The 23934-nt window shown below is 33.4% G+C and carries 23 protein-coding genes; 17 read left to right on the top strand and 6 right to left on the bottom strand.

Annotated features, from left to right (window positions below; genetic code table 11):
• Positions 1-48: 48 nt before the first annotated feature.
• The 6 genes from N7277_RS02445 (at position 49) to N7277_RS02420 (ending at position 6374) form a co-directional block, all read left to right on the top strand.
• On the top strand, positions 49-537 hold the full coding sequence (locus N7277_RS02445; protein WP_274780176.1) for a hypothetical protein: 489 nt from the start codon (positions 49-51) through the stop codon (positions 535-537).
• 64 nt (positions 538-601) lie between these two features.
• Positions 602-1315 carry an energy transducer TonB gene (locus tag N7277_RS02440; protein WP_274780175.1) on the top strand — a complete coding sequence of 238 codons (714 nt, stop codon included), beginning with the start codon at positions 602-604 and terminating at the stop codon, positions 1313-1315.
• A gap of 48 nt (positions 1316-1363) precedes the next feature.
• Complete coding sequence (gene miaB, locus N7277_RS02435) at positions 1364-2797, top strand: tRNA (N6-isopentenyl adenosine(37)-C2)-methylthiotransferase MiaB (protein WP_274780174.1); 1434 nt, start codon at positions 1364-1366, stop codon at positions 2795-2797.
• 56 nt (positions 2798-2853) lie between these two features.
• Entirely contained in the window at positions 2854-4137 is a 1284-nt protein-coding gene (locus N7277_RS02430; RefSeq protein ID WP_274780173.1) for a sigma-54 interaction domain-containing protein, read from the top strand.
• Complete coding sequence (locus tag N7277_RS02425) at positions 4137-4703, top strand: LptE family protein (protein ID WP_274780172.1); 567 nt, start codon at positions 4137-4139, stop codon at positions 4701-4703. Before N7277_RS02430 ends, N7277_RS02425 begins: the two co-directional genes overlap by 1 nt.
• Positions 4704-4706: 3 nt before the next feature.
• Positions 4707-6374 carry a hypothetical protein gene (locus tag N7277_RS02420; RefSeq protein WP_274780171.1) on the top strand — a complete coding sequence of 556 codons (1668 nt, stop codon included), beginning with the start codon at positions 4707-4709 and terminating at the stop codon, positions 6372-6374.
• Positions 6375-6431: 57 nt separating this feature from the next.
• Here the strand turns inward: N7277_RS02420 and N7277_RS02415 are convergent, their stop codons facing one another.
• Genes N7277_RS02415 through N7277_RS02400 form a run of 4 tightly spaced genes read right to left on the bottom strand, consistent with a single transcriptional unit; the run spans position 6432 to position 8861 of the window.
• Positions 6432-7040 (bottom strand): DUF4126 domain-containing protein, encoded by a 609-nt coding sequence (locus N7277_RS02415; protein WP_274780170.1) that lies wholly within the window; start codon positions 7038-7040, stop codon positions 6432-6434.
• Between the two features lie 58 nt (positions 7041-7098).
• A complete protein-coding gene (gene rnpA / locus N7277_RS02410) occupies positions 7099-7449 on the bottom strand; it encodes a ribonuclease P protein component (RefSeq protein ID WP_274780169.1) in 351 nt (116 codons plus the stop codon).
• A gap of 16 nt (positions 7450-7465) precedes the next feature.
• Complete coding sequence (locus N7277_RS02405; RefSeq protein ID WP_274780168.1) at positions 7466-8212, bottom strand: tRNA threonylcarbamoyladenosine dehydratase; 747 nt, start codon at positions 8210-8212, stop codon at positions 7466-7468.
• 16 nt (positions 8213-8228) lie between these two features.
• Entirely contained in the window at positions 8229-8861 is a 633-nt protein-coding gene (locus N7277_RS02400) for a TatD family hydrolase (RefSeq protein WP_274780167.1), read from the bottom strand.
• Positions 8862-8963: 102 nt separating this feature from the next.
• Between N7277_RS02400 and N7277_RS02395 the strand changes: the two genes are divergently transcribed.
• From N7277_RS02395 to prfA, 11 genes are all read left to right on the top strand, one after another.
• Positions 8964-9587, top strand: coding sequence for a TetR/AcrR family transcriptional regulator (locus N7277_RS02395; protein ID WP_274780166.1), 624 nt, complete (start codon positions 8964-8966; stop codon positions 9585-9587).
• A 107-nt stretch (positions 9588-9694) separates the two neighbouring features.
• Positions 9695-10669, top strand: a complete 975-nt coding sequence (locus tag N7277_RS02390; protein ID WP_274780165.1) for an outer membrane protein assembly factor BamD — start codon at positions 9695-9697, stop codon at positions 10667-10669.
• A gap of 38 nt (positions 10670-10707) precedes the next feature.
• Entirely contained in the window at positions 10708-11028 is a 321-nt protein-coding gene (locus N7277_RS02385; RefSeq protein ID WP_274780164.1) for a DNA-directed RNA polymerase subunit omega, read from the top strand.
• A 109-nt stretch (positions 11029-11137) separates the two neighbouring features.
• Positions 11138-12340, top strand: coding sequence for a bifunctional phosphopantothenoylcysteine decarboxylase/phosphopantothenate--cysteine ligase CoaBC (gene coaBC, locus N7277_RS02380; protein WP_274780163.1), 1203 nt, complete (start codon positions 11138-11140; stop codon positions 12338-12340).
• A gap of 27 nt (positions 12341-12367) precedes the next feature.
• The gene (gene porD, locus N7277_RS02375; protein ID WP_274780162.1) at positions 12368-13270 is read left to right on the top strand and encodes a type IX secretion system protein PorD; all 903 of its coding nucleotides are present in this window, start codon (positions 12368-12370) and stop codon (positions 13268-13270) included.
• 98 nt (positions 13271-13368) lie between these two features.
• Entirely contained in the window at positions 13369-15018 is a 1650-nt protein-coding gene (gene recN, locus N7277_RS02370) for a DNA repair protein RecN (protein WP_274780161.1), read from the top strand.
• A 49-nt stretch (positions 15019-15067) separates the two neighbouring features.
• The gene (locus N7277_RS02365) at positions 15068-16534 is read left to right on the top strand and encodes a DUF5687 family protein (RefSeq protein WP_274780160.1); all 1467 of its coding nucleotides are present in this window, start codon (positions 15068-15070) and stop codon (positions 16532-16534) included.
• Between the two features lie 27 nt (positions 16535-16561).
• Positions 16562-17269, top strand: a complete 708-nt coding sequence (locus N7277_RS02360) for an ABC transporter ATP-binding protein (RefSeq protein ID WP_274780159.1) — start codon at positions 16562-16564, stop codon at positions 17267-17269.
• 173 nt (positions 17270-17442) lie between these two features.
• A complete protein-coding gene (locus N7277_RS02355; protein ID WP_274780158.1) occupies positions 17443-19050 on the top strand; it encodes a fumarate hydratase in 1608 nt (535 codons plus the stop codon).
• A gap of 111 nt (positions 19051-19161) precedes the next feature.
• On the top strand, positions 19162-19434 hold the full coding sequence (locus tag N7277_RS02350; protein WP_165785720.1) for a hypothetical protein: 273 nt from the start codon (positions 19162-19164) through the stop codon (positions 19432-19434).
• A gap of 168 nt (positions 19435-19602) precedes the next feature.
• Positions 19603-20685, top strand: a complete 1083-nt coding sequence (gene prfA / locus N7277_RS02345) for a peptide chain release factor 1 (protein WP_213190368.1) — start codon at positions 19603-19605, stop codon at positions 20683-20685.
• Positions 20686-20746: 61 nt separating this feature from the next.
• Here the strand turns inward: prfA and pflA are convergent, their stop codons facing one another.
• Positions 20747-21484, bottom strand: a complete 738-nt coding sequence (pflA, locus tag N7277_RS02340) for a pyruvate formate-lyase-activating protein (RefSeq protein WP_274780157.1) — start codon at positions 21482-21484, stop codon at positions 20747-20749.
• 79 nt (positions 21485-21563) lie between these two features.
• A complete protein-coding gene (gene pflB, locus N7277_RS02335) occupies positions 21564-23789 on the bottom strand; it encodes a formate C-acetyltransferase (RefSeq protein ID WP_274780156.1) in 2226 nt (741 codons plus the stop codon).
• Positions 23790-23934: the final 145 nt, after the last annotated feature.

The following is a 23934-nucleotide window of genomic DNA, read 5'->3' as shown; positions in this document are numbered from 1 at the left end:
ATTCATTTACAACCTTTTTTTTGTAAATTTACTTTCAAATTTTAAGTAATGAAAAAGTTTTTATTATTAGTAATGGTACTGTTTTCTTTCAGCTTTTTGAGTGCTCAATATCTGATAGAAGACAATGATATTACAGAAAATTCTAAAGAATTTGGAAGAGCAGATATTTCATTAGATATGAATAATCCGCTAGAATTTTACAGACTAAAATGTGCTAATACAACTTATGCGCAATACATTGGCGGAGAAAATGGTTTCAAAGACAAATTGTTTAAAAATTTAAAAGCCAGTCTTTCTAATAATTTATACTCAGTAAATGGAACTTTTGATTTTATCTTTTATTTAGACAAAGATGGGAATTTAAAAGATTTTGCATTAAAACCAGAGGTTCCTAATAGTAATCTTTTGCAAGCGGATATTAAAAATGCAGTAAAAGCCATGAATCAAAAATGGACACCCGCAACTTGCGATGGCGCAAAAGTAGATTCTAAAATAAGGCTGAAAGTCAATTTCAGGACAGATTTATTCGATATGTAAAAAATAAAAGTCGCTTGAGAAAAGCGACTTTTTTATTTATCTTTGATGCACAAAACTAATAAACATGAGAACTATTGTATTTATTTTTTTATTTTTTATTTCTTTTATTAAAGCTCAGGAATCTGTTCCTTTTGTTGGAAATGATTTATTGTACAAAGGTGGATTTGTAAATTTCTATAAAGAAGTTCATCAAATAATTGTGAACAAAAATTTAGTGCCTTGTGAAAAAAAGGAAGTTCTATATCATCAAGAATTTATTGTAACCAATCATGGAGAGTTTAAAAAAATAGAAAATCATCCAAATGTTTATAATGCCAATAAATGTGCAAGTGATTTGCTGGATCAAGTTTTGCCAGAACTTAAGAATTGGATTCCAGCTCAAAAAGAAGGCAAGAATATTAGTGCTAGAAGTGTATTTGCTTTTTTTCCTGATGATTTGTTTGATAATTACAAAGAAGGTTATGATCCTAAAAAATTAAATGCTGATGCTAGTTTTTTAAATGGAGGATTAAGTTCATTTAGAGATGAAGTTGCTAAAAAAGTAGACTTAAGTGGGTTTAATGGTAGAGGTAAAATAACAGTTATTATAAAATTTGTTGTAGATGTTGATGGCTCAGTAACAGATGTTGCAGTAGAAAAGAGCTCTGGCTTGAAAGAATTTGATGATAGATTTGTTTATGCATTAAAACATGTCAAAAAGAAATGGGAGCCTGCTAAAGTATATGGTAATCCTGTAAGACAGAGATATAAAATTCCATTTAGTGTAAATTTTGACTGACATTCTGTCACAATTTTTCATTATCTTTGCACTCAAAATATTTGAAAAGTGCAAGAAAAATATATAGACGAAACTAAACAAGGAGAAGCTTTTGCTATTGCTGAAAAACCAGAAAATTCTAAAAAATTGTTTTTAGAAAGTTACGGTTGTCAAATGAATTTCTCAGACTCCGAAATCGTAGCCTCTATTCTTAACGAACAAGGTTATAATACCACCATGAACGTAGAAGAAGCAGATTTAATTTTGCTTAATACCTGTTCTATCAGAGAAAGAGCGGAGCAAACTGTTAGAATGCGACTTTCACAATTCAAAAATTTGAAAAAAGAAAGGCCTAACCTTACTGTTGGTGTTCTTGGTTGTATGGCAGAACGTCTTAAAACTAAATTTTTAGAAGAAGAACATTTGGTAGACCTAGTAGTTGGTCCAGATGCGTATAGAGATTTACCCAATCTTTTGAAAGAAACAGAAGACGGAAGAGACGCCATCAATGTTATTTTATCTAAAGAAGAAACGTATGCAGATATTAATCCTGTTCGTTTGGGAGGCAATGGTGTTACAGCATTCGTAACTATTACTAGAGGTTGTGATAATATGTGTACCTTCTGTGTAGTTCCTTTTACTAGAGGTAGAGAAAGAAGCCGTGATCCGCATTCTATTATTGAAGAATGCAAGGCATTAGCTGAAAATGGCTACAAAGAAATTACACTTCTTGGGCAAAACGTGGACTCTTATCTTTGGTATGGAGGTGGCCCTAAAAAAGATTTTGATAAAGCTTCGGAAATGCAAAAAGCTACGGCTGTAAATTTTGCTCAATTGTTAGAAATGGTAGCAAAAGCAGTTCCTGCAATGAGAATTCGTTTTTCAACATCTAATCCGCATGAAATGACGGAAGAAGTTTTCCGTGTGATTTCTAAATACGATAACGTTTGTAAATATATTCACCTTCCTGTACAAAGCGGAAGTGACAGAATTTTGAAAAAAATGAATCGTCAACATACACGTCAGGAATATTTAGATTTAATTAAAAAAGCGAAAGAAATAGTTCCAGACATTGCTTTTTCTCAAGATATGATTGCTGGTTTCTGTGGAGAAACTGAAGAAGATCACCAATTAACGCTTGATTTAATGAGACAAGTGGAATACGATTACGGTTATATGTTTGCTTATTCTGAAAGACCAGGAACTCCAGCACATAAAAAAATGGAAGATGATGTTCCTGCAGATGTGAAGCAAAGAAGATTAGCAGAAATCATTGCATTACAAGGAGAATTATCTAGAAAAAGAATGAAATCTTACGTTGGCAAAAACTACGAAGTTCTAATTGAAGGAGAGTCTAAAAAAGATAAAAATCAATGGAAAGGAAGAACTTCTCAGAATGCAGTAGTGGTTTTTGACAAAGTAGAAGGGCAGAATATTGGTGACTTTGTGACTGTTTTTGTTCATGACAGCACTCAAGGCACACTTTTGGGGAAAGCGATTTAAGGAAATCGCAAAGTTTTCTAAATTTTTTAAAACACTAAACCTCAAATCTCAAAATTATGAGCGACTTACAATCCATAAAAAACCGTTTCGGAATTATAGGGAATTTTCCCGCACTTAACCGTGCCATAGAAAAAGCAATTCAGGTGGCGCCTACAGATATTTCCGTATTGGTTATCGGAGAATCTGGAGTTGGTAAAGAACATATCCCGAAAATTATTCATAGCGAATCTCGTAGAAAACACCAACCATATATTGTGGTAAACTGTGGTGCAATCCCAGAAGGAACAATAGATTCCGAACTTTTTGGGCACGAAAAAGGAGCTTTTACAGGCGCTACTTCTACCAGAAAAGGTTATTTCGAAGTGGCAGATGGCGGAACTATTTTCTTAGATGAAGTGGGTGAACTTCCGTTGCAAACTCAAGTAAGACTTCTCAGAGTTTTAGAAAGTGGAGAATTTATGAAAGTGGGTTCTTCTCAGGTTCAAAAAACCAATGTGAGAATCGTAGCCGCTACTAATGTAAATATGATGAAGGCGATTGAAGACGGCAGATTCAGAGAGGATTTGTACTATCGTCTCAATACGGTACAGATTGATATGCCACCTTTGAGAGAAAGAAAAGGAGATATCCATTTGCTTTTCAGGAAATTTGCTATTGATTTTGCCGAAAAATACAGAATGCCAGAGTTGCAATTGACAGATGATGGCGTTAAATATTTAGAAAATTATACTTTTCCAGGGAATATTCGTCAGTTGAGAAATTTAGTGGAACAAATGACGGTGGTAGAACAAAACAGAAGCGTAAATTCTACTAAATTATCAGAATATATTCCTATGAATGCTCAGCTTCCTGCAGTGGTTTCCAGAGGTGGAAATTCAGGAAATTCAGGAGCGGATTTCGGTTCAGAAAGAGAAATCATGTACAAAATTCTTTTTGACATGAGAAATGATTTAAATGATTTAAAATCCTTAACTTCGGAACTGATTAAGAATAGAGGAAGTCAGAGTTTTTCGCATCACGAGCAAGATTTAATCGGTAGAGTTTTTAAAACTGAAACCCAACCGGTTAATACAAGTTCTATTTTGTATTACGAAGATCAACCAGCTGCGCCAACTCCTAATTTCTACAATGATACCGAGGAGTACGAAAATGGGGTAGAAGACATAGATTTAGAAGAAGAACCAAAAGAAGAGTCTCTTTCTTTAATCAATAATGAGAGAGATTTAATTGTAAAAGCGCTCGAAAAACACAAAGGCAGAAGAAATAAAGCAGCCGATGAATTGGGGATTTCTCAGCGTACACTTTACAGAAAAATAAAACAATATAATTTAGAAGATTAATGAAAAGATTTCAGATTTTAGATTTCAGAATTCAAGCCAAAAGTTTGCATACTTTTGGGTTCTTTTTCCTTGGTTTCTTTTCCTTGGTTCTTTTGTCTTCTTGTTATAGTTTTACAGGGAATTCTCTGAATCACGACGAAAAAACCATTCAGATTAAAAATTTCCCTAATAATGCAGCATTGGTGAATGCTAATTTAAGTCAAGAATTTTCTATTGCCCTTCAAAATAGATTTTTACAAAGGTCAGGCTTAAAAGGAGCCACAGAAAATCCCGATGTTCTTATAGAAGGTGAAATCACAGATTATAGCATTTCGCCTACCACTATTTCTACGCCTGTTGCTACAGCTGGTGGAAATATTCAAGCGGCACAAAATAAACTCACCATTACGGTAAAAGTTCATTACGAAAACAGAAAATTTCCAGAAGCAAGTTTTGATAGAACCTATTCAGACGAAGCAGTTTTCAGTAGTGATTTAGATATTAATGCCATAGAAACTTCTCAAGTGAAATTGGTAAACGAAAGGATTATCAATAAAATTTTTAACGATATTGTAGCCAATTGGTAAAAGATGAATGCACGAGTTTTAGAATTGCTTCAGCGCCCAGAAAATATTTCTAAAGAAGACATTTCGCTTCTTCAGAATGAAATTTCTAAATTTCCTTATATGCAGAGTATTAGAACCTTGCATCTTTCGGCGATTTTTAATTTCGATGCTGAAAATTACCAAAAAGAACTAACCAAAACCGCAGCGTATACTACGGATAAAAAAATTCTTTACACTTTCATCAATAAGAAGAATGAAGAAGAGAAAAAAGAATTGACGAAATTCAAGAAAATTGTCCTCGCTAAAGCAGAAAATGAAGTAGAAAAAACCGTTGAAGAACCTGTAAATATCGTTGAGGTTCCAGAGCAAAATATCACTGAAAATCCTTCTGAAAATTTAACCGAAACAGTAGAAAAAATAGAGGCGGAAAAACCTGTAATTACGCATCCGAAAAGTATAGTAGGAGATACCGAATTAGAAGCGCCAATTCTTGATAAAAAAGAAAATGAGTTCGAAGTTCTGAAAGAATTGGAGATTCTAGAAATTGAAAATCAATTGCTGGAGCAAGAAAAAGCGGAAGAAGAAAATGCAGAAATTGCGTTCAAAACGAGAGAAGAAGACCTTAATTTCAGTAAAGAAACCGTTTTAGAACATATTGATAAATCCGATGACAAAGAAATTACGTCTGTAAAACCTTCGGATATTAGTTTTAATGGTTTCGAAAGTTTCTTGCCAAACGTAAAATTCACTGTTCCTCCCGTTCAAAAAGAAGAACCGAAGTCTGAACCGAAAGCAGAAATTCCTGCACCAATCATTAAAGAAAAGCAAACTGAAGAAAAAATAAAATCTGAAGAAGTTTCATCTGAAAAAACTCCAGAAGTGAACATTTCAGCACCAGAAAAAACAGAGATTATAGAGGAAAAAATAGAAATGAAGATTGAAAAAGAAGAGCCTCAAGACATTAATACTCCTATTTTGACGGAAGAAAAAGAAGAAATTGTAGAAGAAATTCATACCGATTGGAAACCGATGAATTTTGTAATGAATCCACTGGATTCTATGATTCAAAAATCAGCAGTTTCTCAACCGAAAGCTACCGAAAAACCAGTTGAGGTAAAACCAGAAATTGCAATTACAGAAGAGAAGAAAATTGTAGAAGAAGTTGCGCCAATCGAATTGAAAAAAGAGGTTTTAGAAGAGGCTGAAATAGAAGAAAAAGCTGTTGAAAAATCTATTTTAAACACTTCTTTCTTAAAAAATAACATTCAAGAAGTATCAGTTCAAACTGTTGAAAATCAACCAAAAGAAGCGGAGAAGGAAGAGAATAACAGTAATATTCCAGATTTTGTAAATACTTGGCAAAGTTGGCTTAAAATAGATCGCACATCGGTTAAAACACCTGAAAACATTCCAGTAAAAGTCATTGAGAAAAAAGCAGAAATCATCGATAAATTCATTGAAGAAAATCCTAAAATTTCTCAGTTAAAAGAAGAGGTTAGCTTCGTAGTAAAAGAAAAAAATGACGACATCTCACACTTGATGACCGAAACTTTAGCAAAACTTTATACCGAACAAAGATTGTATACCAAAGCAATTAAAGCTTACGAAATCCTTCAAAATAAGCATCCGGAAAAAGCCGAAGATTTCAAGGCTAAAATTCAAGAAATCAAATATTTAAAGCAGGGTAAATAAAACAAAACTCCAAGAATTTCTTGGAGTTTTTATTTTGAACTAAGCCTAACGATTAGTTTATAAAGTTTCTTCGGATTTCAGATTTCCTCTTAATTTATTCCAGATTTTTCTTCCTAAAATAAGCACGATAATCACAAGGGAAATTGCTGCTAAAAAAGCAATTACGGGAGCTGCTAGAGCTAAAAAACTCATGATACCAGCACCTGCTGTTTCGGTGGTAGCTACTACGGAATTTCCGAGTCCGCCAGTTGTAGCAGTAGAAGTAACTCGTGTTCCTGCAAATCCAGAGCTTATGGCAGCAGCGGTTCCACCACCTGCAATTAATGCAAGTGCCCAAGTAGGAAATGTTCCTAAATCTGTAAATTGAGCGGCAAACATTATAGAACCCGCAATTGTAGCTAGAGGAACAGAAAGCGTATCTAATAAATGATCAACATACGGAATATAATAAGCCAAAATTTCTACCATAGTGGCAATTCCAGTAGCGATGAGCGTAGGTAAACCAGCCAACCATTGGAAATTTTCGTTCATAGGAATCCAGCCCATGTAAGATGCGAGACTTACTGCAAACATAGGCAAGAAAACTCTAAAACCAGAAGCTGTAGCTAAACCAATGCCAATAAATGCACTGATGAAGTATGGTAGGTAAGGAATGTTGTCTAACATTTTGTGAAATAGTTTATTATTTGTGCAAACTAAATTACAAAAAACGTGCAATTGATTTTTATTTTTTGAGAAGTTTTAAAAATTCTTCTTCTATTTCTTGGTAATTTTTTGGAAGAGTAGGTGAAACGTAGAATAACATGGTTAAGGAATTTTCGCCAAATTTTTCTAAAAATTGAGCTTTATTAAGTCTGTAAACTTCGCGCAAAAGTCTTTTGATTCTATTTCTGTGAACCGCTTTTTTAAAATATCTCTTAGAAACAGAAACGCCTACTTTATGTTGAGTGAATTCTTCTGAAGAAAGTGAAATTACTCTCAAATTTCCACAAGTTTTCCATTTTCCTTTTTCAAAAAGTAAGGAAATATCATTTTTTTGCTTGAGTTTTTCTTCTCGGGGATATTTATAGTTCAAAATATTAAGTATAAAATTAATTTTGCTCTTGGCTCTTTTTACTTGTTTCTTTCAATAAATAATTAATCACTTCTGCGGCAGCATTTAAACCAAAAAGTGCGGGCATAAAACTGATGGTTCCGTAAAAAGATTTTTTAAAATTGCTTCCATCGGTGAGTTTTAGACTTTCTTCTTTTTGAATTTCTGTAGAAAAAACACATCTGAAACCTTTGGTAATTCCTTCTTTTTTTAATCTTTTTCTAATTTGCTTGGCAAGGTAGCAATTATTGGTTTTGCTTAAATCTCTTACCAAAACTTTACTTGGGTCTGTTTTTCCACCAGCTCCCATTGAAGAAACGATTTTTATTTTTCTTCTTCTACAAGCTTTAATCAAGGCTAATTTCGGCGAAACACTATCTATACAATCTAGCACGTAATCAAATTGATGTTCTTCTAGAATTTCGTCCATTCTTTCAGGTGATAGAAATTCATTGATTTTAACTAAATTAATTTCAGGATTAATATCTAAAATTCTTTCGGCAACGATTTCTACTTTATCCTTTCCTATAGTAGAATGTAAAGCGGGTAACTGCCTGTTAATGTTTGTGATATCTACAATGTCTCCATCTACAATCGTCATATTTCCCACGCCTGCTCTTGCTAGAAATTCTGCTGCAAAAGAACCTACTCCTCCTAATCCTACGACTAAAACTTTAGCTTTTTTCAAGGTTTCTAAGCCTTCTTTTTTTACCAACAGTTCCGAACGTTGTAACCAATCTGTCATTTTCCAAGTATATTTTTTATTTAGGCAGAGCGAAGCAAAAGCCTAGATTTTTAGTAATCACTTTTTGTACATCTTCTACAGGAATTTCCTTGATTTCAGCTACTTTTTGATACAATTCAGCAATGTCAAAATCAGCATCGTCTGTTTCTAAAAAGATTTTTTCTAAAGGAATTTCTTTCAATGTAGTTTGCAAAGATAAGTTGTGAAGTACAGATTTTCCAAAACTTAGATAAAAACCATGTTTCAACATCTCATCGGCAATCGTTTTTTTCTTATTAAACCCATGGATAATCAGTGGGACTTTTGCTATTTTTTGAAAAGGGATTAATTCTTGAAATCTTTTTACACAATGAATGATAACGGGCTTTTTAATGTAATTTGCCCAAAGAATTTGCGCTTCGAAAACTTTTTTCTGAAGATTTTCATTGATGTTTACCAAAGCATCTAAGCCACATTCGCCAATGGCTAAACATTTTGGATTTTGAGAAATCATTTTTAGGTTTTCTAAATCATATTCCCATTGTTTATTTATGTTTCGCGGATGAATTCCTGACGAAAAATAATGCTCAGGAATCTTTTCTTCTGGAGCAGAATTATAAATTCCGTAAGAGATTTGGGAGTTATGATGATGGAAGTTGAAAAAAATCATATTCAAAGATATGAAATCGATTAAAAAATTAAACAAACTATTAAACATTTGTTTGTTTGAGAAACAACTTTTTTATATCTTTACTTTTCAACAAATTAGAGAATGAAGAAAAAATTTACCGAAAAACAAATTCATATTCTTGACATAGCAGAAGAGCTTATTGCTCAGAAAGGTTTTGATGGAACATCTGTACGTGACATCTCTGCAAAAGCGAATATAAACGTGGCTATGATTTCTTATTACTTCGGCTCTAAAGAAAAAATGATGGTAAATCTCTACCAATATAGAGTGCAGAAAACCAGAGAAACATTCGCTGAGTTCACCCATACGATAAAAGACGGAAAACCAGAAATGCAACTCAAAGAAATTATTAATTTTGTAATTAAACAGTTATTTAAATTCAATTATTTTCATGGTTTCGTTACCCAAGAACTCAGACACCATGATAGAGTAAAAGATACCTTGCTAGAATTTTATCAAACATTTACTCGAGTTCTAGAAGATGTGGTGCAAAAAGGTATTGTAAGCGGTGTCTTTAAAAGAGCTGCAAAATCTGAAGACATAGTTTCTACGATTATTGGAACGATTGTTTTTACCATTAGAAATAAAAACTATTATGAAATCTATCTAAAAGGGAATGACGAAGATTATCTGGCTAATGCCGAAAAGAAACTGAAAAATCATCTTAATCTTTGTGTTTTCTCACTTTTAGGATATCAAATTTAACCTTATTTGCGTTAAAGTATCTTAAAATAAATCTTTTGACGAAAAAAGTTTTATTTTTGCAAACTGATAAAGGGAACATATAGTAAAGATTCCCTTAATTTATATTTATGAAAAAAATATTCTCATTATTCGCAATCGCTTTTTTGCTTTTGTCTTGTAACAAACAATATGATCTGGCAATGAAATCTGCTGATAAAGATTTTATCATGAAAGTTGCCAATGAAAAATATGAAAAAAAGAAATGGACAGAGGCCCTTGCGCTTTACGAAAGATTAACCAATTTGGTGGCAGGAACAGATGATGCTCCAGAAGTGGTTTATAAGTCTGCATATGCTAATTATTATGATAAAAACTATAAGTTAGCAGCACACCAATTCAAGAATTTTTCGGTTACTTTTACAAATGACCCCAGAAAAGAAGAGGCTGCTTATATGTCTGCATTATGCTATTATGAAGGGTCTATGGATTACAATCTAGATCAAAGTAATACAACTTCGGCTATTAATGAATTACAAGAATTTTTGAATAATTATCCTAGTTCAGAAAAAGCAAAAAACATCAATGATTTAATTGATGAATTGAATTATAAATTAGAGTTCAAAGCTTATGAGAATGCAAGACAATATTTTAAAATGGCAGATTATAAAGCAGCTACTGTTGCTTTTGAAAACGTTTTAAATGATTTTCCTGCAACTAAACTAAAAACTAAAATCTATACTTTTATTTTAAAGTCTAAGTCAGAATTGGCCATCAACTCTATTTATGATTTAAAAAGAGAAAGATTAGAAAGTGCCATCGCATTTACCAGACAAGTAGAAAGAGAGTATCCAAATTCTGAATTGAGTAAAGAAGCACTAGGCATTAGAGGAAAACTAGAAAAAGAAGTAGTAGAATTTGCTAAGCTTCAAAAAGAAATAGAAGCTAGAAAAGCTGAATTTACAGAAAAACAAAAAACAGCAAACGCTAAAGAAGATGCTAAAAAACAACTGAAAGATCAGCAAGAAGCAAATAAAATTAGAATCGATAGTGCAAAAATTAACACACCAGAACCAGGTGCTACTTTCAAGATTAGAAGAAATTAATTATCTTTGCAAACTAAAATAAAAATAAATCACTCAAAATGAGCGTAAAAGATACAAAAGCAGAAGTAAACACCATTACTTACGATAGAGATAAAATCGAAGAAAAAGTAGGTTCTATCTATGAATCGATCGTAATTATGGGGAAAAGAGCAGAGCAAATTAATGCTGAAATTAGAACTGAACTTCACCAAAAATTAGATGAATTTGCGGTGCACAATTCTACTCTGGAAGAAGTTTTCGAAAACAGAGAGCAAATTGAAATTTCTAGAAATTACGAAAGATTACCGAAGCCTACGTCTATTGCCATTAGAGAATGGTTAGATGACGAAGTTTACTTCCGTAGAACCGAAGAAAAATAAACGAATTTCGCTAAGAATAAAAAACAAAGTCACAGAATTTCTGTGACTTTTTATTTTTCTAAAAATTCAAAAAAAAACCATAAATTCGTTCAGTTAAAATTATAATCATATGGCTCTAAAAGGTAAAAAAATTCTATTGGCAATTTCTGGCGGAATAGCGGCCTACAAAATGAATTACCTTGTAAGAGATTTTGTAAAAAAAGGCGCAGAAGTAAAAGTTATTTTAACACCTTCTGCTGAAAATTTCGTTACAAAAGTCACGCTTTCTACACTTTCTAAAAACGCCGTTTATTCTAATTTTTATGACCAAAATGGTACATGGAATTCTCATGTAGAACTTGCACTTTGGGCAGATGTATTATTGGTAGCACCTTGTACTGCAAATACTTTGGCGAAAATGGTTTATGGGATTTGTGATAATTTGGTCATTGCTACTTATATGTCAGCGAAATGCCAAGTTTTTATCGCTCCAGCAATGGATTTGGATATGTATGCACATCCTTCCACCAAAGAAAATTTAGAAAAAGCAGAAAGATTCGGTCATCATATTATTCCAGCAGAGTTTGGCGAATTGGCTTCTGGTTTAGAAGGTCAAGGAAGATTAGCAGAGCCAGAAACTATATTACAAAAAATAGAAGATTTTTTTACTCAAAATCAATCTAAAAACTTAGAAGGGAAAACGGTTCTCATTACAGCAGGACCTACCTATGAAGCTATAGACCCTGTTCGTTTTATTGGTAATCATTCTTCGGGGAAAATGGGGTTTTCACTTGCTGAAGAAGCTGTGAAACGTGGCGCTAAAGTGATTTTAATTTCTGGTCCTACTTCGCAGAAAACTGACCATAAAAATATAGAAATTCATAAAATAACCTCGGCAAAGGAAATGTATGAGGAGGTCTTTAAATGCTATGAAAAGGTAGATATTGCTATCGCAAGTGCTGCTGTTGCAGATTATGCTCCAAAAATCGTTGCCAAAGAAAAAATAAAAAAATCTGAAGAAGAATTTACCATAGAATTGGTTAAAAATCCAGATATTTTGAAAACCATGGGCGAAAGAAAAACCCATCAGTTTTTGGTAGGTTTTGCTCTTGAAACACAGAATGAAGAAGAAAATGCCAAAAGCAAATTGCAGAAAAAAAATCTGGATATGATTGTACTTAATTCACTTCGTGATGAAGGTGCAGGATTTCAAAAAGACACCAATAAGGTTAAAATTTTAACGCATTCGGAACAAAAAGAATTTTCTATGAAATCTAAAAACGAAGTAGCAAAGGACATTTTAGATTTTGTAGAAACTCAACTTAAGAAATAAATTTTTTAAAAATTCGATTAGAATTCAATGAAAAAACTACTTTACATATTTGCACTTGTATTGCTTTCGAATTTTAGTTTTGCACAAGAACTTAATGCACAAGTTCAAGTGAATTACCAACAAATTGGTGGAAGTAACGTGCAGTTATTCAAAACAATGGAGAAAAGTCTGAAAGACTTCATCAATAAAACCAGTTGGACTGGCAAAAAATTTCAGAACTACGAAAAAATAAAATGCAATTTTTCTATTGTTCTTGCCGAAAAAAGTGGGAATAGTTACAAGGGAACTTTGGTCGTTCAATCGGTGCGCCCCGTTTTTGGAACGCAGTATGAAACACCAATCCTCAATATTAATGACACCAATTTTTCTTTTGAATATCTAGAAAATCAAAATTTAGTTTTTAACGAAAGACAATTTTCGGGGAAAAATTTGATTGATGTATTGAGTTTTTACGTATACCTAATTTTAGGTTACGATGCAGATACATATCAAATGAAAGCCGGAACTCCTTGGTATGACAAAGCGATGCAGATTACTCAAAATTCTCAAAATCAGAATTATATGGGATGGTCTCAGCTCGAAAGCCCTAGGAATAGAGGAGCGCTTATTGGCACAATTTTGTCTGAGCAAAATTCTACGCTCAGAAATTTTTACTACAATTATCACAGAATAGGATTAGATAATTTAGGAAAACAAGACCAAATTTCTACCAAACAAACGATTGCGAATGAGATTTTGAAACTCAAATTCTACGAAAGTAATTTCCAAATGAATTATCCTTTTAATCTTTTTGTAGAAAGCAAAAAAGAAGAAATTTATAACATTTTTGATTCCAATAATAATGGAAGTGTGGATATGAATCAACTTAAGAACCTAATGAGTTTGTTCTCTCCAAAAGATATTGATACAAAATGGAATAAATGGAAGTAAAATCAATCGTTGAGTTACACTTTTAGATTTGAATTTTCTGAAATTTACACTATTTTTACACTTCCTAAATCGTAACTCCAAATAATTATTCTTAAATAATGTTATCAAGAATTTATATCCAAAATTTTGCATTGATAGACCAACTTGAAATTCATTTCAAGAAAGGTTTACAAGTGATTACAGGCGAAACAGGCGCAGGTAAATCTATTATTTTGGGGGCTTTGAGACTTATTTTAGGAGAAAGAGCAGATTCTAAAAGCATCTCTGACTTCTCAACGAAAAGTATAGTTGAGGCAGAATTTAAAATTTCTGAATCTTTAAAATTATTCTTTGACGAAAATGATATCGATTTTGAGAAAGATACCATTATAAGAAGAGAAATTTTACCTTCGGGAAAATCTAGAGCTTTTGTGAATGATGTTCCCGTAACTTTAGACGTTTTGAAGGAACTTTCTGAGAGGTTGATTGATATTCATTCTCAGTTTGAAACTTCTCAACTTTTCAGCGAAGAATATCAGTTTAAAATCATCGATGGGCTTACTGAAAATAAAAACTTGATAGAAACCTATCAAAATGATTATTTTGAATTTCAAAGAAAGCAAAGAGAACTAGAAAAACTGAAAAATACACTTTCTGAAGGAAATAAAGAGAGCGATTATAAACAATTTTTGTTGGAAGAATTAGAAGCAGCACAATTAGAAACGGTGAATTATGAATTGCTGCAAAGTCAAATTTCTTTAGCTGAAAACAAAGGGGCGATTTCTGAATTGCTAGCACAGATTTTCACTAGAACTGACCAGGAAGAAGTAGGGTTGTTTGATGGTTTCTATGACGTAAAAAACAAGTTGAGTAAAGTTGCAGACTTGTCTTTGCAGTTTTCTGAAATCAATGCGAGAATGGAAGAAAATTATGTAGAGTTCAAAGATATTCTATTTCAGTTGCAAAATGAAGCGGATAAACTAGATGCTAATCCTGAAGATTTGTTGGCTTTACAAGAGCAAAATGATAAAATTAATGCACTTTTTCTAAAGCATAAAGTATCCGAAATAGAAGATTTATTAAAAATAAAAGAAGAACTTTCTTTAGAAAAGAACTCTTTTGAAGACATAGAAAATAAGATTGCTCAATTAGAAAAACAAATTGCTGAAGCTTCTCAATCTTTGCTTAAAAAAGCAGAAATTTTATCAAAAAATAGAAAGAAATCTGCTCCTATTTTTGTAGAAAAAGTAGAGTCACTTTTACATAAATTAGGATTAGAAAAAGCAAAAGTAGAAGTGGAATTATCATCAACGAAAGATTTCGGTAAATTTGGAACGGAGAAAATCCAATTACTGTTTCAAGCAAATGCTGGATTTGCCTTAAAACCGATTCAAAATGCCATTTCTGGTGGTGAAAGAAGCAGAGTGATGCTTTCGATTAAAAAACTCATGGCAGAAAATGCAGAACTTCCTACGCTTATTTTAGATGAGATAGACACCGGTGTTTCTGGTAGAATTGCAGATGAAATGGGCAATGTAATGCAAGAAATGGCAGAAAATATGCAGTTGATTGTTATTACTCACCTTGCACAGGTTGCAGCAAAAGGAAATGATAATTATAAAGTGCAAAAATCTGATATTGAAGGAAAAACCCAAACCAGAATTTTCCCACTTAATCAAGAAGAGAAACTTACAGAAATTGCCCAATTGCTTTCTGGAAGCAAGATTACAGATGCCGCAATTCTTCAGGCAAAAGAACTCATGCAATAAATTTTGTAACGAAAATATAGTTTTAGAAACTAATGATTGAAAAACGATTATGTTTCTAAAATTTCTAAAACTTGAACTCAAAAGTTTTGTGAGAAGCCCGCAATTTGCTGCGGGAATCTTAATGAAAATAGGAATGCTCTTTATGTACGCATATATGGCGCTTATTTTTGTAGGCGGAGCTTTTGGAGTCTATTTCGGAGCGAAAAAAGTAGGTTATGAACCGATTCAACTTTTCAGCCGAATTTTCTTAGTGTATATTGCCATCGATTTATTGTTGAAATATTTTATGCAGCAACTTCCTGCGGAAAATATCAAGCCCTTTCTGACCTTGAAAATTTCTAAAAATCAAGTGGCAGGTTACACCTTAGTGAAAATTTTAGTTTCATTCTTCAGTTGGGCGTTTTTACTTTTTGCGATTCCATTTGCAGCGCTTTTAATTTATAAAGGAAATCTAAATATAGTAAACGTTTTGCTTTATTTCGCAGCTTGTATTTCTATGGTTTTTATCAATACGTTTGTCAATACCATTATCAATAAAAGTGATAAGCTGATGTACAGCCTTTTTGGCTTGATGGCGATTATTGGCGGATTGCATTACTTTGAAATTATAGATGTTTTGGAGATTTCTGAGAACGTATTCTACGGATTGTATCAAAATATTGGGTTCTTTATTATTCCGATAGTTATATTGTTGGTTTTGGCGGTGTATACTTTCTCTTTCATCAAAAAGAATTTGTATTTAGACAGAGGTTTAGAAATGAAAAAAGCGGTAGGAAAAACCGAAAACATTGCTTTTCTCAATAAATATGGAACATTAGGAACTTTTATCAACAATGATATTCGATTGATTAAAAGAAGTAAAGCAGCGAGAAGTGCTTTAATTGGCGGTGTTTTATTCCTTTTTTACGGGTTACTTTTCTTTAGCAAAGGTTACAATACCAGTTTCATGCAAGTGTTTTTAGGGATTTTTGTAACAGGCGGTTTTAATTTTATGTTCGGGCAAAGAGTTCCAGCTTGGGACAGTTCTTATTATCCACTGATGATGACGCAAAATGTTCCATATAAGGATTTTCTCAAAGCAAAATGGGCGCTTTTTGTCATTGCCATTTCGGTTTCTATGATTTTAGCAGTCGGTTACGCATTTATCAGTTGGGAATTTTATTTTACCATTTTTGCGGCAGGTTTATATAATTTGGGGGTAAACTCTTATCTAACTTTACTGGCGGGAGCTTACAATAAAAAACCGATTGATTTGAACTCTGCTTCAAAAGGTTTTACAAGCGGACAAAACAATTTCAATATTAAAATTCTTTTCCTTTTATTGCCACAAATGGTTTTACCAATGGCTGTTTTTGGAGCGATGAAATATTTCTTCGGAATGACTCCAGCGGTAATGAGTTTAGGAATCTTAGGACTGATAGGATTTTTACTTCGAGACAAAATTTTCAACCTCATTGTAAAAATCTACAGAACCGAAAAATATTCTACCATAGCGGCTTTTAAAAAAGGCAATTAATAATCTAAAATTTTAAAACAACTCATCATGATCAATATACATAATATTTCTAAAATTTACGGAACTGCCAAAGTGCTTAATATACAAGAACTTAGTGTTTCCAAGGGCGAAACTTTCGGTTTGGTAGGAAATAACGGAGCAGGAAAAACCACGCTCTTTAGCTTGCTTTTAGATTTAATTGAACCCAGTTCAGGAAGTATTCAAATTGATGGAATTCAAGTGAATAAGTCAGAAAATTGGAAAAATAAAGTTTCTGCGTTTATTGATGACAGTTTCTTGATTGGTTATCTTACGCCAGAAGAATATTTTTATTTTTTAGGCGAGTTGCGAGGTCAAAACAAAGCTTCTGTAGACGAATTTCTAAAGCAGTTCGAAGATTTATTTAATGGAGAAATTCTCAATGCTAGAAAATATATCAGAGATTTATCGAAAGGAAATCAGAAAAAAGTAGGAATTGTAGGCGCTTTAATTGGCAATCCAGAAATCATTGTTTTAGATGAACCTTTCGCGAATTTGGATCCTTCTACACAGATTAAATTAAAGAACCTTATTAAAGTTCTTTCTCAAAATGCAGAAGTCACTTTCTTAATTTCTAGCCATGATTTAGCACACACTACAGAAGTTTGCAACCGAATTGTAGCCATCAATAAAGGTGAAATTGTAAAAGATATTTCTACCAATTCAGAAACATTGAAGGAATTAGAAGATTATTTTGCCAGTCAGGTTAGTCTATAAAATAAAGCCAGAGAAATTCCTCTGGTTTTTTTGTAACAATTATCACCCTTTGGGTAATCAAATTTTTGTAAATTTACGATTCAATTTTTAAGTTAGTTTCCATAAGCAAAGGAGATACTTTTTAACTTTAAAAATAGAAAATCAAAAATCGCAAATTGTAAATCAAAAATAAAATGGACTTTATTTACCAAGATCCGTATCCAATTCTAAAGGATGACACTGTTTATAAAAAACTCACTTCAGATTACGTAAAAGTAGAACAATTAGGTGATAGAGAAATCTTAACCGTTGACCCAAAAGGGATAGAACTTTTGGCGGAAAAAGCAATGGAAGACGTTTCTTTTATGCTTCGTTCTGAGCATTTGGCAAGTTTACGCAGAATTATAGATGATCCAGAAGCTACTGATAATGATAGATTTGTGGCCTATAATTTATTGCAAAATGCAGCGGTTGCGGTAGAAGGTGCACTGCCTTCTTGTCAAGATACAGGAACTGCAATTGTGGTAGCAAAAAAAGGAGAAAATGTATACACAGGTGTAGATGATGGTGAATTTTTAAGCCGAGGAATTTATAACACTTATAAAAACAGAAATTTAAGATACTCTCAGATTGTTCCTTTAACCATGTTTGAAGAGAAAAATTCTGGGTCAAACCTTCCTGCGCAAATTGATATTTATGCGAAAAAAGGAAATTACTATGAATTTTTATTCTTAACAAAAGGAGGAGGTTCTGCAAATAAAACTTTCTTGTATCAAAAAACAAAATCTCTATTGAACGATAAATCTTTAGAAGAATTTATCCGCGAGAAAATTATGGATTTAGGAACTGCAGCTTGTCCGCCTTATCACTTAGCTTTGGTCATTGGTGGAACTTCTGCCGAGGCCAATTTAGCAGCGGTGAAAAAAGCTTCTGCAAAATATTATGACAACCTTCCTACAGAAGGAAATATGGCAGGTCAAGCGTTCAGAGATTTAGAATGGGAAAAAAGAGTGCAAGAAATTTGTCAGGAATCTGCAATTGGAGCGCAATTTGGTGGAAAATACCTAACCCACGATGTTAGAGTAATCAGATTACCGAGACACGCTGCTTCTTGTCCAGTTGGAATGGGTGTTTCTTGTTCTGCAGACAGAAATATAAAAGGTAAAATTACCAAAGACGGAATTTTCTTAGAACAATTAGAAACCAATCCAGCGCAGTATTTACCAGAAACAGCTCCGCATTTAGAACCAGCTGTGGAAATAGATTTAAACAAGCCAATGCCAGAAATTTTGGCGGAATTGTCTAAATATCCAATCAAAACTCGTTTAAAACTGAACGGAACATTGATTGTAGCAAGAGATATTGCTCACGCAAAAATCAAAGAATTATTAGATGCTGGAAAACCAATGCCAGAATATTTTAAAAATCACCCGATTTATTACGCAGGTCCTGCTAAAACTCCAGAAGGAATGCCAAGTGGAAGTTTCGGGCCTACAACTGCGGGAAGAATGGATGTTTACGTAGACGAATTCCAGAAAAATGGTGGAAGCATGATTATGCTCGCTAAAGGTAACAGAAGCAAAGATGTAACCAATGCTTGTGCTAAATATGGCGGTTTCTATCTAGGTTCTATTGGTGGTCCTGCTGCAATTTTGGCGAAAGAAAATATTCTTTCTGTGGAAGTAGTAGATTTCCCAGAATTAGGAATGGAAGCGGTAAGAAAAATAGAAGTGAAAGATTTCCCAGCGTTTATTATTACAGATGATAAGGGCAATGATTTCTTTGCAGCTTTGGCTCATTAATGAAGAAAATGTAAATATTTGGTGGAGATTTAGCAGTATGCGACAAAATTCAATAAAAAAACTTTTGTCGATTAAAAAAATGTTATATTTTTGCCTAAAATAATAGAAATTATGTTTTTAGCAGGATTTTGGCCAGTTTATCAGTTCCTTTGGACCGTTTATTTTATCGTAATGTTCCTAATAGGATTTTGGTGTATTTTCATGTTCTTTGGAGTAGTGATTCCAATGTGGTTAACTGAAGGTTTAGCTGAATATTTCGGAAAAACTAAGAAATTTAACCCAGAAGATATCAGAAGAAAAACTCTTCTAGAGCAAGAAGGTGTAGAAGTAATCTACAACCAACCAAAAGGAGACGGGCCTTATTTACACGCTGGTCATCATTAATTGAGGTGACATTGCTTTTCTCCCTGAATTTGAGAAAAGTAATATCAAAGCAAAACAAAATATATTTAAAATCTGTTCAGTTTTCTGGGCAGATTTTTTTCATCCTTACATCTAACGTCTAACATCCAAGCAAAATTCCTTATCTTTGCACCCAAATTATTTTAGACTATGTCAAAAAGTTTAATCCCAAAACTTCAAGCAATTAAGCAACGTTATAACGAGGTTGCTGATTTAATTATACAACCAGATGTCATTACTGACCAAAAAAGATATGGTCAGCTCAACAAAGAATACAGCGATTTAGGAAAAATCGTGAAGGTTTTTGATGAGTATATGCAAGCTTTGAACACGATTGAAGAATCAGACGAAATCATCGCAGATGGTTCTGATAAAGATTTTGTAGAATTAGCAAAAATCGAAAAAAACGAAGCTTTAGAAAAAATTCCAGGCTTGGAAGAAGAATTAAAAGTTCTTTTGATTCCAAAAGATCCTGCAGATGATAAAAACATTATCCTAGAAATGCGCGCCGGAACTGGTGGTGACGAAGCTGCTATTTTCGTGGAAGATATGTACAGAATGTACACCATGTATTTCAAAACTAAAGGTTGGAGACACGAAGTTACCGATTCTTCTGAAGCGTCTAAAGGTTACAAAGAACTCGTGATGAAAGTAGAGGGAGAAGGCGTTTACGGAATCATGAAATTTGAATCGGGAGTTCACCGTGTTCAGAGAGTTCCAGAGACAGAATCTCAAGGTAGAGTGCACACTTCGGCAATTACGATTGCGGTTTTACCAGAAGCTGAAGAAGTAGATGTGGAAATAAATCCTGCAGACATTGAGATGCAAACTTCTCGTTCTGGTGGAGCGGGTGGACAAAACGTAAACAAAGTAGAAACAAAAGTGCAATTAACGCACAAACCTTCAGGAATTGTGGTGGTTTGTCAACAAGCGCGTTCTCAGTTGGCGAACAGAGAGTTAGCGATGGAAATGCTTCGTGCGAAATTGTATGATATTAAGTTACAGGAAGTTGTTGGGGATATTGCAGCGCAACGTAAAACAATGGTTTCTACCGGTGACCGTTCTGCAAAAATTAAAACTTACAATTATCCTCAAGGTAGAGTTACCGATCACAGAATTAATAAATCTATCTACAATCTAGATGCTTACATGAATGGCGATATTCAAGAAATGATGGATGCCGTGATTATGGCAGAAAATGCAGAAAAAATGAAAGGTCAAGAGGAAATTTAACCTTAATATAAAACTTATTTATAGGATAAATAACAAAAAAGTCGAGAAATGATCTCGACTTTTATTTTTGATTATCTGGTAAAGGTAAATGGTATTTCTTAAAAATTTCCACTGCCTTTTTTACATCTTCCATATCGGCTGGTCGGCAATTTTCTAGAGGATAGGCTCTACCAATTTCTTTCCATTTGTGTGCGCCCATTTGGTGAAATGGTAAAATATCTACACGTTCTACATTTTTGAACTGAGAAACATATTTCGCCCAATTTTCTAAATCTTCCGCATCGTCAGTATAATCAGGAACGAGAACGTATCTTAGCCAAGTTGGTTTATTGATTTCAGATAAATATTGCATAAATTGAAGCGTAGGTTCTAGTTCTACTTCAGTTAATTTTAGATATTTTTCTGGGTCTATGTGTTTTATGTCCAGAAGCACCAAATCTGTAATTTCTAAAACTTCTTTGATTTCTTCACTGAACAAATAACCATTGGTATCTACACAAGTGTGAATGCCGTTTTCTTTACATTTTTTGAATAATTCCAGAACAAATTTGGCTTGCATTAATGGTTCGCCACCAGAAACGGTAACGCCACCAGATTTTATAAAACCTTTTACTTTTTCTATCTCGTGAAAGGCTTCGTCTACGGACATTTTGGTTTTTTCGCCTTTGTTCCAAGTATCGGCGTTATGACAATAGAGGCAACGCAAATGACAACCTTGCAGAAAATAGACAAATCTAATTCCTGGGCCGTCTTTGGTGCCGAAAGTTTCGTATGAATGGATAAATCCGTGATTTGACATGTTCAAAGATAAATATTCTTAAAAAAAGAGTTAAGAAATTTCTTAACTCTTCTTCAAGATAATTGATGTTATATATAAATTAGAAACATTCTGTGATGGTTCTGTTGATGACATCTAATTGCTGTTCTTTAGTCAACTTGATGAAATTCACAGCATAACCAGAAACCCTAATCGTTAATTGAGGATATTTTTCTGGATGTTGCATTGCATCTTCTAACAATGAACGATTGAAAACATTTACATTCAAGTGGTGACCTTTTTGGTTGAAATATCCGTCTAAAAGTCCAACTAAATTTCCTTGTTTTTCGTCTAGCGTTTTTCCTAACGTTTCAGGCGTAATTGCGAACGTGTAAGAAATACCATCTTGAGCGTGTTCGAAAGGTAATTTAGCAACAGAAGCAAGTGATGCTACTGCACCTTTTGTGTCTCTTCCGTGCATAGGATTTGCTCCAGGTCCGTAAGGTTCACCTTCTCTTCTTCCGTCTGGTGTATTTCCTGTTTTTTTACCGTAAACTACGTTTGAAGTAATGGTAAGAACAGATTGTGTAGGAATTGCATTTCTGTAAGTTTTTTGTTTTCTTACTTTATTCATGAAAATTTCTACAATTTCTGCTGCGAATTTATCGGTGTTGTCATCGTTATTTCCGTAAGGAACGTAAGGTTTTTCTACTACATAATCTACTGCGATTCCGTTTTCGTCTCTTATTACTCTTACTTTTCCGTATTTCATAGCTGCAAAAGAATCGGCAACGATAGAGATTCCTGCAATTCCACATGCTTGAGTTCTGATAACATTTACATCGTGAAGTGCCATTTCATAAGCTTCGTAAGAATATTTATCGTGCATGTAGTGAATGATGTTCAATGCTTGGATGTAAGTTTCTGCTAACCAATCCATCATTTTGTCAAACTTATTCCAAACATCATCGAAATCTAGATATTCGCCTTCTACTTTTGGCATTTCTGGAGTTACTTGAACTTTGGTTAATTCATCAATACCACCATTTATTGCATATAATAAAGCTTTAGGTAAATTAGCTCTCGCTCCGAAATATTGCATTTGTTTTCCTAAAGTCATCGGAGAAACGCAACAAGCAATTCCGTAATCGTCATTAAAGCAATCTCTCATTAAATCATCATTTTCGTATTGAAGAGATGAAGTGTCGATAGAAACTTTAGCGCAATATTTTTTCCAGTTTTCTGGTAGTTTTTCGCTCCAAAGAACAGTTAAATTTGGTTCTGGAGATGCTCCTAAGTTGTATAAAGTGTGTAATAATCTGAAAGAGTTTTTGGTTACATAAGAACCGCCGTCTTTATTTAAACCGCCAATTGATTCTGTTACCCAAACTGGATCACCAGAGAAAAGTGAATCATATTCTGGAGTTCTAAGGAAGCGGATGATTCTTAATTTCATTACGAAATGGTCAATTAATTCCTGAGCTTCAATTTCTGTAAGAACGCCTCTTTTAATATCTCTTTCAATGTAAATGTCTAAGAAAGTAGAAACTCTACCAATAGACATTGCAGCACCATTTTGGTCTTTAGTAGCTGCTAAATAAGCGAAATATAACCATTGAATAGCTTCTTTAGCATTGGTTGCAGGTTTAGAAATGTCAAAACCATAAGATTCTGCCATTCTCTTAAGCGCTTTCAATGCATTGATTTGCATAGTGATTTCTTCACGAAGTCTTACGGTTTCTTCGTTCATACCATCACAATCCATATTTTCGAAATAATCTTGACGGTCTTTAATTAAGAAATCAACACCATATAAAGGAACTCTTCTGTAGTCACCAATAATTCTACCTCTTCCGTAAGCGTCTGGTAAACCGGTTACGATTCCAGAATTTCTAGCTTTTCTAATCGGTGAATTGTAAGCAGAGAATACGCCTTCGTTATGGGTAACTCTATATTTGGTAAAAATTTCTTTAGTTGCTTCGTCTAATTGATAACCGTAAGCTTTTAAGCCGTCTTCTACCATTCTAATTCCGCCATTCGGGAAAATAGCTCTTTTTAAAGGCTTGTCTGTTTGAATTCCTACTATTTTTTCTAGGTTTTTATTAATATAACCTGCTCCATAAGCATCAATCTGAGATGGCTTTTTGGTTTCTGCATCATAAATTCCTTTTTCTCTCTCTGCTTTGAACATTTCAGATAACTCTGCCCAAAGTTGATTGGTAGCTTCGGTAGCTGGAGTTAAGAAGCTTTCGTCTCCGGTGTATTCTGTGTAATTATTTCTGATAAAATCACTTACGTTAATTTCCTTTTGCCAAACTCCGGGTTTAAAACCAATTGTTGCTTCCATAATGTTAATTTTTGATTGTTTCTAATTGTAATTTTTAGGCTTAATTTCCTTAAAATTTTACTTGTAAAAAGGTTAAAAAAGCGAAGCAAAGTTAGGAAGATATTTTACCTTAGAACAACGAATAATTATGATATAAATTAGGGTT

The organism is Cloacibacterium sp. TD35 (assembly GCF_028864635.1).
In the GTDB taxonomy this organism is placed as follows: domain Bacteria; phylum Bacteroidota; class Bacteroidia; order Flavobacteriales; family Weeksellaceae; genus Cloacibacterium.
This window is presented reverse-complemented; position numbering and strand designations above follow the sequence as displayed.